This is a genomic window from Rhodobium gokarnense (assembly GCF_025961475.1).
Taxonomy (GTDB): Bacteria; Pseudomonadota; Alphaproteobacteria; order Rhizobiales; family Rhodobiaceae; genus Rhodobium; species Rhodobium gokarnense.
Window position 1 is genome coordinate 200,485 of sequence record NZ_JAOQNS010000012.1, and the last position, 10,484, is coordinate 210,968.

The 10,484-nt window shown below is 59.3% G+C and carries 7 protein-coding genes; 5 read left to right on the forward strand and 2 right to left on the reverse strand.

Translation table 11 applies throughout. From position 1 onward, the window contains the following. Positions 1-46: 46 nt before the first annotated feature. On the forward strand, positions 47-2,086 hold the full coding sequence (locus tag M2319_RS19215; RefSeq protein ID WP_264603077.1) for an ATP-binding protein: 2,040 nt from the start codon (positions 47-49) through the stop codon (positions 2,084-2,086). 140 nt (positions 2,087-2,226) lie between these two features. Here M2319_RS19215 and M2319_RS19220 read toward each other — a convergent pair whose 3' ends face one another. Continuing rightward, on the reverse strand, positions 2,227-3,243 hold the full coding sequence (locus tag M2319_RS19220) for a hypothetical protein (protein WP_264603078.1): 1,017 nt from the start codon (positions 3,241-3,243) through the stop codon (positions 2,227-2,229). A gap of 138 nt (positions 3,244-3,381) precedes the next feature. Here M2319_RS19220 and M2319_RS19225 point away from each other — a divergent pair, with 138 nt between their 5' ends. Next, positions 3,382-5,445, forward strand: a complete 2,064-nt coding sequence (locus tag M2319_RS19225) for an ATP-dependent helicase (protein WP_264603079.1) — start codon at positions 3,382-3,384, stop codon at positions 5,443-5,445. Positions 5,446-5,515: 70 nt separating this feature from the next. On the opposite strand, the gene M2319_RS19230 is transcribed toward M2319_RS19225, so the two are convergent. Then, positions 5,516-7,183, reverse strand: coding sequence for an MCP four helix bundle domain-containing protein (locus tag M2319_RS19230; protein WP_264603080.1), 1,668 nt, complete (start codon positions 7,181-7,183; stop codon positions 5,516-5,518). Between the two features lie 282 nt (positions 7,184-7,465). On the opposite strand from M2319_RS19230, the gene M2319_RS19235 reads away from it, so the two are divergent. The 3 genes from M2319_RS19235 to M2319_RS19245 all read left to right on the forward strand — a co-directional run. Then, on the forward strand, positions 7,466-8,857 hold the full coding sequence (locus M2319_RS19235; protein ID WP_264603081.1) for an FAD-dependent oxidoreductase: 1,392 nt from the start codon (positions 7,466-7,468) through the stop codon (positions 8,855-8,857). Positions 8,858-9,021: 164 nt separating this feature from the next. Next, on the forward strand, positions 9,022-9,675 hold the full coding sequence (locus tag M2319_RS19240) for a LysE family translocator (RefSeq protein WP_264603082.1): 654 nt from the start codon (positions 9,022-9,024) through the stop codon (positions 9,673-9,675). A 205-nt stretch (positions 9,676-9,880) separates the two neighbouring features. Then, on the forward strand, positions 9,881-10,484 hold a 604-nt coding region (locus tag M2319_RS19245; protein WP_264603083.1), incomplete at its 3' end, for a leucine-rich repeat domain-containing protein.

Below are 10,484 nucleotides of genomic sequence, written 5' to 3' on the forward strand. Positions count from 1 at the left end.
CGGTACCCGTCGACCTAAAAATGTTTACTACACATAAGAATAGTTGGTGAATTCAACGCTCACTGAGGCTCTTCCCGTGCAGCAAATTGAAGTGAAAGTTGAAAACGATCATATTCAGCGGCTTACTACCGCAAAGCCGATTGCGGCTATTTCAGAACTGATTTGGAATGCTTATGACGCTGATGCACAAGAAGTAAGAGTTGAACTTGAAGGAGGTCAACTAACAAAACTTGGCTTGATCCGTATTGTCGACAACGGCACGGGCATTCCGAGTGATGAAGTGAATACGTTGTTCCAATCTCTCGGCGGTTCTTGGAAAAAGCTCGCAGTTAAGACTGATCGTGGCCGATGGATCCACGGCGAAAAGGGTCAAGGCCGCTTCAAGGCTTTTGCTCTCGGAGAGCGCGTGACGTGGGTTTCGCGCCACGCAGGAAAGAAATTCTCCATCAGCGGCGACAAGTCCGATTTGAAGCGCTTCTCAATTTCAGATTCCGTCTCAACTCAAAATACTGGCTGCACAGTCGAGATTGAGAGTGTAATTCGCGATTTTGAGATTTGGGCCAAAGATGGTTTTACTGAGCATCTGCGCGACGTATTCGCCCTGAAACTATATGAAGACCCCAATTTTCGGATTATCTATGATGGCGAGCAGATTGAGACTGCCGAAGCCATCAAAGACGTGACGCATTACGACGTCACGACCTTTAGTGAAGACGGCCATGAATACAAGGCGACTCTGGATATTATCGAGTGGCAGAAAAGGGTCGAACGAAAACTGATGCTTTGCCTACCAGGCCGTTTTAGTTTCCATTCGATGGCACCGGGCATCCACGCGCGCGGATTCGACTTCACAGCCTATCTGACCGCCGACCAGTTTCAGCATCTTGCAGACGACAACACTGAAGGATTAGTTGAGCTTGATCCACCGTCGATGGCTCTCGTTGAAGCCTCCAAGGTGAAGTTGAGGGAGCACTTTCGCGAACGGGAAGCAGAGCGCTCGCGCAGTAAGATTCAAGAGTGGAAAGACTCTAAAATCTACCCTTATGAAGGCAAAGCCTCTGATCTAATCGAAGTCAATGAAAGGCAGATTTTCGATGTCGTCGCCCTGAATTTGGCCGATTACAGCCCCGAGTTCGAGAAGACCCCGTCCAAACAGCAAAAACTTATCCTCCAACTCGTCAAGGCAGCCATAGAGACCGGGCCCGGCGCCTTACCATCCATTTTGGAAAAAGTCGTTGACCTGCCAAAAGGCAAGCAGGAAGAGTTGGCCGATCTCCTACGGAAGACCTCACTGACGGCCGTCATTAATGCAGCGAAGGCTGTAACCGACCGGTTAGAATTTCTGCGAGCACTGCAAATTTTGATATTCGAGGCGAACTCAAAACGCCAATTGCTAGAACGCTCACAGCTTCACCGCGTAATCGCGCAGGAAACTTGGATTTTTGGTGAGCAATTCAACTTGATGAATGACGACGAGGATTTATCGGCCGTTCTTCGCAGCCATATCGAACTCCTAGGTAGCGACAGTGATGAAGGTACTCAGCGGGAGCACCTTGCGCCCAACGCCCCCGTACTGGATGTGAACGGAAAGGCGGCGATCGTCGACCTGATGCTCTCCTGCCGAGTGCCTACACCCACGGATGACGAGCGCAAGCACCTTGTAGTCGAATTGAAAAGACCGAGCCAAAGGCTCAACGAGGAGGTAATCAACCAGGTTAAGAAATACGCGAAAGCGGTGGCCTTCGATGATCGATTCCACCATTCGAACGTCGAATGGGATTTCGTCGCTGTTGCCAATCGCTTCACGAAAGACGCCGAGCTTGAGGCACGTCAGGCCGGCAAGCCTCACGGTTTGGTGCTCGAATTGGACGATCCGATCAAGATCAGGGTTTGGGCGAGGACTTGGGGCGAGATCATCCAAGAGGCGGAAGGTCGGCTTACCTTCTACAAGCGGCGCCTTGAATATCAGGCGAACGACGAGGAAGCGCTGCGATACCTTCGCACGATCAATGCGGATTATCTAAGCGATGAAGTCAAAGAACGCATCTCTGCGCTTGATGCGGAAGAAGAAGCCGCCGCAGATTAGGCGCCGGCCGACGGGATTGCTCAGAACGGGTCTGTTACTCACCGGACTTCAGTCTTTTGGCATTTGCTCTCTAGCTGCCAAGCATGACGCCGAGCGTTGAACACCGGCTAATATACGCCCGCAGAGTAGAACTCAACCCCTCACTCCCCCGCCAAAATCTCCCCCTTCAACCCACACAGATCGATCACCTTCACCGTCTTCTGCTTGTAGGTGCCGTCCATGCACGAGGTGTTGAGGTCTTTGGCCTGGCCGAAGGCGAGGCGGCAGCCGTTGGGGGAGACGGCGAGGTTTTCGGTGAAGCCGGCGGCGAGTTTTATGGGGTCGCCACCCGGCGGGACCAGAAAAATGCCGGAATCGCCGATGCCGCCGTCGCGGTCGTATTCGCGCTTGTCGAGGGCCCAGCCGAGCGCGGTCTTCACCACGCGCGAGGACTTCATTTCCGGCAGGCATATTTCTTCCACCGCGCCCTTGCCCGGCACAAGCCGCCAGACATGGCGGCACTCCGCGCCGCGTTTGGTGCGGGCGAACACGAGATAACTATCGCCGTCGACGGAAATGCCCTCCGGCTTCACGTTGCCCTGGCTGAACGGCAGGGGGATCGCCTGCCCGTCCGGCGTCATCAGCCGGCCCGGATCGGCCGTGCGCCGGCGCCCCAGGTTAACGATGCCGTCGCCGGGTCTCAGGGGCACCAGGATGTGCTCGTCGAGGCCTTCCGGCCTTTTTTCAAAGCCGCAGGTGAAGGGGTTGAAGACCTGCCCCTCCTCTTCTGCCGAAAGCGGCGTCTCGGCCATCGCTCCCGGCTTGCCGAAGAAGAACGTTCCCTCTTCGCCGTCCGGCTCGACCCGATAAGAAATCATGCCGCCCGCATAGCAGGGCTTGGTGAGGTCGCTTGTCGCCAGAGTCTTCTCGCCGCTGTCCGACCAGACGGTCAGCGGAAAGGTGAAGGCAGCCCAGGGGTTGTCCTTGTCGGCCCGCTTGGCGTCGTACTCCATGCGCTGGAACAGCAGCCGGTCGTTGTCCATCCAGAAGAGGCCGTAGTCGACGAACGGCACCTTGGTGTCCGTCATCCAGTGCTTCGGCGGCTCCCGGTCGCAGGCGCCGACGAGGAGGGCGAGGAGAAGCGCCGGCCAGAGGCGACGGGCAATAGGGGACGACATGGCGAATTCCTTCGCGAACGGGACACGGTCTTGGTTGGGACAGCCGGAACGCTAGTCCCCTCCCCGGCCCCTTTCACTGAAATCGGTCAACCGGTTCCCACCCTTGCGAACAAAACCAAAACAACGTTTCGTGAGGCCATGGATGCCCCGACCGATTCGCCCGCCGATCCCCTCGCCGGCCTCAACGCCGAACAGCGCCAGGCCGTGGAGCATGGTGGGGGAAAAATCGCCGGGCCCCTGCTGATCATCGCCGGCGCCGGCACCGGCAAGACCAACACACTCGCCCACCGGGTCGCGAACCTCATCGTTGCCGGCGCCGATCCGCGCCGCATCCTGCTGATGACTTTCTCGCGCCGCGCGGCGGCGGAAATGACGCGCCGGGTGGAGCGCATCGCCGGCGAGGTCATGGGACCGAAGGCAACCGTCCTCACCGAGGGCCTCACCTTCGCCGGCACCTTCCATTCGATCGGCGCCCGGCTCCTGCGCGAATACGCCCCTGCGGTCGGCCTCGACCCCAACTTTTCGATCCACGACCGGGAGGATTCGGCGGACCTGATGAACCTCGTCCGCCACGAGCTCGGCCTTTCCCAATCCGCGACCCGGTTTCCGAAAAAAAACACCTGCCTGCAGATCTATTCGCGCACGGTGAACGCCGAGGCCGAGCTGCAAGCCGTGCTCGACAAGCACTTTCCCTGGTGCGCGGGCTTTGCGGAGGAGCTGAAAGCCCTCTTCGGCGCCTATGTGGCGGCCAAGCAGGCGGAGAACGTGCTGGACTATGACGACCTCTTGCTGTGGTGGGGCGAGATGTGCGCGGAGCCGGCGCTGGCGGAAGAAATCGGCGGGCGCTTCGACCATGTGCTGGTCGACGAATACCAGGACACCAACCGCTTGCAGGCGCGGATCCTGACCCGGCTGAAGCCGGACGGGCGGGGCGTCACCGTCGTCGGCGACGACGCCCAGTCGATCTACGGGTTCCGGGCCGCGGAAGTGCGCAACATCCTCGATTTTCCTGACCTCTTTTCGCCGCGCGCGGACATCGTCACGCTCGACCGTAATTATCGCTCGACCGACGCGATCCTGGAGGCCGCCAACGCCGTCATCGCCGAGGCCCCGGAGCGCTTCACCAAGAACCTCTGGTCGAGCCGGACCTCTCTCGCCAAGCCGCGCATCGTCACGGTCAAGGACGACGCGGGCCAGGCCGATTTCGTCTGCGAGAGCGTGCTTGCGGCGCACGAGGAAGGCACCGCCCTGAAGCACCAGGCCGTGCTCTTTCGCGCCTCGCACCATTCCGGCGCGCTGGAGATCGAGCTGACAAGACGCAACATCCCGTTCGTGAAGTTCGGCGGCCTCAAATTCCTCGATGCCGCCCATGTCAAGGACGTGCTCGCGGTCCTGCGCCTCGCAGAAAACCCGCGCGACCGGGTCGCCGCGTTCCGCGCCTTCCAGCTCCTTCCCGGCATCGGCCCGACGAGCGCCGGCGCCGCGCTGGAGGCCATGGGCCAGCTCGAGGACCCCGCCCTCGGCCTGCAGCTCTTTCGCCCGCCGAAGAGGGCGCAGGCCGACTGGCCGGCCTTTGCCGAGCTCTTCTCACGCTTGCGCGCAAAACCCGGCTGGCCGGCGGACCTGGAAGCCGTGCGCCTGTGGTACGAGCCGCATCTGGAGCGCCTCCACGAGGACGCGCGGATGCGCCGGGCGGACCTTTCCCAGCTCGAACAGATCGCCGGCAACTATCCCTCGCGCGAGCGCTTCCTCACCGACCTCACCCTCGATCCGCCGTCGGCCACCAGCGACGAGGCCGGCCCGCCGCTCCTCGACGAGGATTTTTTGATCCTTTCCACGATCCATTCGGCCAAGGGCCAGGAATGGTCCAACGTCTTCGTCCTCAACGCCGTCGACGGCTGCATCCCCTCGGACCTTGCCGTCGGCGAGCGCGACGACATCGAAGAAGAACGCCGCCTCCTCTATGTGGCCATGACCCGCGCCAAGGATTCTTTGGCCCTCATCACCCCCCAACGCTTCTACGTCCAGGGCCAACGCGGCGACCGCCACGTCTATGCGTCAAGGACGCGGTTCATCCCGGAGGGGATTCTGGGGCGGTTCGAGCAGGGGGCCTGGCCGAGGGCGGAGACGGCGGGGGAGACGGCGCCGCGAGGGGCGGTGCGGGTGGATTTGAAGGGGAGGATGCGCGGGATGTGGGGGTAGGAAAGAAATAGGACATAGTGGCGATCGTTCGTTAAATAAAACCCCGACTATGTTGGCCTCGCACTTTGATCTAACCCGACCTATGTCTAAACAATAAGCCTATAGGTGATTTTTTTAATTCTTTGTGCGCACCCTTCAACTCTCTGAAACGGGCTGGAATCTGGCGTAACTTCGGCACATCGATGAATTGATTGACGCAGAAGCTGGCAGCGCCGAACGTCGGCGTGCCAGTGACAATCGACGCAATGTCAATAGCACCTGCGACGAGCATTGTCCCAATATCGTGTCCCGCGAACTTTACCGTTTTACGCCGAAGCGACTGTACTTCTTTTGTGTGCTTTTCAAATGCATCTCTAATATTCTCAACAATCTGATCGCTTGCCCTAAAAAAATTATTCGGATTGGCTTGAGAAAGCTCATCTACGCCTTGAGAAAGAACCGACCGGATTTCTTGAAATGCACCACTCCGACGCATCTCAATTATCGCCTCAGGAGGAATGTTGCCAAGCCACTTTTCGTCCGAAGTCGACGCATGTTGCAGGCCCTTGACCATGTGTAGATGAACATCACTTTCTGGCTCTACGGCAGAATTGTATTCCAGTTTCCAATTGAAGTATTCCCACGACGTCGGAGCATCAACAATTGGTACGCCACCAAGATATCTGCTCTTGAAAAGCAAATCGGTAGCCTGACCCATTCTTCCAAAACACTGGATCGCGACCATCGCACCGGCATCTAAGGCACTTCCAAACGTGCCCGACCAGTCAGTCTCGATAGACCGCCTGATTTGGCTCTCCAAGTCTTCGGTCCATTCGGTATCAAAGAGAAGCCGGCTGGGCTCCACGAGCGAACTAACGACTTGATCCGGCGTATTTAAGGGCTCTACAAACTCCCACAGCTCGGTTTCTTCGGTGAAAGTTCTCCCAAACAACCTTGATGCGTGTTTGAGAGCGTCGGCGGCAGCAACGCTTTGTAAAAATTCATTCTCATCCGCATCAATAGTGGACTTAAATGGAACCAGCGTTACGATGGGGACACCGACGTCAGCTTCCGCAAGATTCTTATACTGAAGCACATTGAGCGCATGCTTCACTAATAAGAATGCCTTATTTGCAGGCTCGGCGTGCTGAAAAATAGGGCGGCTGTGTAAAAACGGGTCTGAAAGAACAATCGTATCGATATATAAACTTAGACTACTCGATATATTATGTTTATGACTAGGGAATAAATCGCCCCCAAAAACACCTTTTGTTCCCCGAAGGTCTTGGAGGTGGTAGTACGCTGAATCAGCTACGTCTTTCCAGAAACTCTCCAGAAACTCTATTATCCTTGGCGCATTATCTGAAACATCATCGACAAATTCTTGACTGCGAATCGCTAAGCTTGCAAATTCATAAGCATTCAACCCACGATCATCAGCTTCTTTTTTCAAAAATCCTAAATTTTTTTCAATAGTTTCAAAATAATAGGAAGAAATATCAAATAAAGATATCGCTTGCTTGGCTTGCTCCCTTTCATGAACATGCGCTGCCATAAGCGCCATCGAACGAATTCGTCCGTCGACGGTATCTAAATCGATGGTTCCATTGGGGCGATATCTGATTTTTTCCAAGCTTTCTTTGGTCTCTTGCCAAAGATGTTCAGAAATGTGAATTTTCCCCTCTTCTGCCATCAGCTTTAAAACGTTTAGACGCCATTGCATTTCCGCCTCAGTTTCATCATTGGATTCGGCAGCCATGGAAATACCTCATCGACAATTTGTTGTCATATGCCCAAATCGCCTTTTGTCTTGCAACCAACTTGAATCCAATAATTCTTTGAAACGCTGTCGGCGAAGACGAATAAGAACAATTTATCGATTAGATTTGTGGTAATCAACTGGGACACACTGTTAGCGGCCGCAATCGCAAATAAACGCCTGATGCCTTCGATTGTCGATTGGTACGGCCTCCGCCTCCCCTCCCCTTGACCCGACTAAGCGAACACGCCACAGCTCGGCCTTTGCGCTGGGGAGAACTCTGTGACCGCACACTCCAAAAACACCCCCCCCAACACCATCCTAGAACCCGAACGCCACATCGACGTCATCCACGAAACGGACGTCCTCGTCGTCGGCTCCGGCCCCGGCGGGCTTGCGGCGGCGCTGGCCGCGGCGCGGGCGGGGGTTGGAGTGACGCTGGTGGAGCGGTTCGGGTGTTTCGGGGGGAATCTGACCGTCGTCGGGGTTGAGGGCATCGGCTGGTATCGGCACGAGGCGACCGTTGAGGCGAACGGGATCGGGCGGGAGTTCGAGACGCGGGCCTTTGAGATGGGCGCGGCCGTGCCGGAGTCCCAGTCGGATTCCTTCGAGATCGACGCGGAGGGGTTCAAGCGGGTGGCGGACGTGCTGGTCGAGGAGGCCGGCATCCACCCGATGCTGCACCGGATGTTCGTCGCGCCGATCCTGGAGGGCGATCGTATCGCCGGCATTATCGTGGAATCGAAGGCCGGGCGGGAGGCGATCCGCGCCCGCCGGGTGATCGATGCGACGGGCGATGCCGACATCGCCGCGCGGGCCGGTGCGCCGACGCATATGACGCCCAAGGAGGAGATGCTGGCCGCCTCGGTGATGTTCCATCTTGCCGGCGTCGACAAGGCCGCCTTCCTTGCCGGCGTCGCAGCCGACCCGCAGCGCTATGCCGACTGGCGCGGCGGCGGTGAGTGGGACATGGAGACCTCCGGCAAGGAGGACGAGATGTTCTCGCCGTTCCTGAAAAAGCCGTTCCGCCAAGCGATCGACGCCGGGCTGATCCCGCCGGACCTGACGACCATCGCCGGCACTTGGGGCGCGATCCACGACAGCGGCGAACTCACCTATATGAACCTCCTCCACATGGCCGGCTGCGACGGCACCGACCCGGACGACCTGACGCGCTTCGAGATCGAGGGGCGACGCCAGGCGATGCTGGCGATCGACGCGCTGCGCCGCTTCACGCCGGGCTGCGCGGGCGCGCGGCTGCGCAATTTCGGCATGACGCTCGGCATCCGGGACACCCGCAAGATCGATGCGGTCTACAACCTCACCGAGGACGACACGCGCAACGAGGGCCGGTTCGAGGATTCCATCGGCATCTATCCGGAATTCATCGACGGCTACGGCCTCCTCGTCCTGCCGACCACCGGGCGCTACCTGCACATCCCCTATCGGTCCCTCCTGCCGAAGACCGTGCGCGGGCTGCTCGTTGCCGGCCGCGCCATCGGCGGCGACCGGATCGCCCACGCCGCGACCCGCAACATGGCCGCCTGCGCCGTCACCGGCCAGGGCGCGGGCATTGCCGCCGCGCTGTCGATCAAGGCCGGCTGCGAGCTCGATGCCGTCGATATCGGGGCGGTGCAGAAGGAGCTGGATCGGCAGGGCGTGCGCTACCGGTGATGCGGCGCGTCGACATCGGTTCGAGCGCGCATCGCTCAAGGCGCGCCCTCCCCCTTACCAGGCTGCGCTCCGTTTGCTAGAAGCCGGAAGCTGATGTCGCCCGCCCGCCGCGACGCCCGAGAGATTGCACCAAGGGTCCTTTTCCCGAGAAGCAGAAAACGCCGATGCTCGATCCGGTCACCCTCACCCTGTTCATCGCCACTGTGGCAGTGTTCGTCTTCACGCCCGGACCGAACATGATTTTCTGCGTCTCAAAGGCGATCATCGGCGGCCCGTCCGCCGGGGTGATGAGCGCCGTCGGCGTTTGCATCGGCCTCGTCGTCCATGCCGGCGCCGCCGGGCTGGGGCTTTCCAAGCTGTTCCAGTATTTCCCGATCGCCTATGACGTGCTGCGCGTCGTCGGCGCCGGCTATCTGCTCTGGCTGGCGTGGAAATCGCTTCATGAAACCGGCGGACTGCCGGCGGAATGCCCCGGCACCATCGCCCGACCGGGCAAGAGCGGCCTTCGCTTCATCGTGGAAGGGGCGCTCAACGCCCTTTTGAGCCCGAAAGCGGTGTTCTTCTATATCGTGCTCTTCCCGCAGTTCCTTGATCCGGCCAGGGGCAGCGTCTTCGTTCAGAGCCTCCTCCTGATCGCGATCATCAACGCGATGAACTTCACCGTGATCTCCACCCTGTGCCTGTTCGCCGGCAAGACCTCGGCCTGGCTGGCGCATAACCCGAGCGTCCTGCGCTGGCAGCGGCGCATCGTCGCCGGGGTGTTCGCGGGGCTGGCCATGCGGGTGCTGTTCAGCCGGCAGACCGCCTCGACCGTCTAGCGGCGTTTGCCGGTGGAGCACTGTCCCGCCAGGGGCGGGGTACCGGTCGCGCCGCGCGGATCGGCCGCGCGGCAGGTCATACTGAGACGGCCGAAGCCGACTTCCCCTCGCTTGACGCAGACAGCTACCGTCAGTTTAAGGTGTCGGTCGGCGATAAAGGCTGTGGTTGTCGTTCGGGCAGGTCCCGGCAGATGAAAGGGGCGCAATGGCGCTGGGGGAAGCGGAACAGGGGGGCCTGGAGGAAGCGCTGCGACGTATCGCGCTTTGCCGCGACGAACACGCAGAAGAACTGGATCTCGGCGGTCTTGCGCTCGAGTCTCTTCCAGACGCGCTCTTGGAAGCCCTTCAGCAGCTCTGTTGGGTGAAACGTCTTTACCTTGGCTTGTCGGAGGCAGCCCGCAGAAAACCGTATTTTGCGCTTTACGAAGAAGACAAAAAAAGCTGCAACGCGTTACGCGCGTTGCCCGACGCAATACCGATCGCACTGGCGCAGCTCGAAGCGATCAATTGCAGCGGCACACAGGTCAGCGACCTGGCGCCCCTCGCCGGCCTCCAAAACCTCCAAACGGTCGATTGCAGCGGCACACAGGTCAGCGACCTGGCGCCCCTCGCCGGCCTCCAAAACCTCCAAACGGTCGATTGCAGCCGCACTCAGGTCAGCGACCTGGCGCCCCTCGCCGGCCTCCAAAACCTCCAAGAGATCGATTGCAGCAACACACAGGTCAGCGACCTGGCGCCCCTCGCCGGCCTCCAAAACCTCCAAACGGTCGATTGCGGCCGCACACAGGTCAGCGACCTGGCGCCCCTCG

What these genes read in the sequence shown, in the direction of transcription:
- M2319_RS19225 (WP_264603079.1), top strand. Translation starts at nt 3,382, where the DNA reads ATGGATGCCCCGACCGATTCGCCCGCCGATCCCCTCGCCGGCCTCAAC.
- M2319_RS19230 (WP_264603080.1), bottom strand. Translation starts at nt 7,183, where the DNA reads ATGGCTGCCGAATCCAATGATGAAACTGAGGCGGAAATGCAATGGCGT.
- M2319_RS19240 (WP_264603082.1), top strand. Translation starts at nt 9,022, where the DNA reads ATGCTCGATCCGGTCACCCTCACCCTGTTCATCGCCACTGTGGCAGTG.
- M2319_RS19220 (WP_264603078.1), bottom strand. Translation starts at nt 3,243, where the DNA reads ATGTCGTCCCCTATTGCCCGTCGCCTCTGGCCGGCGCTTCTCCTCGCC.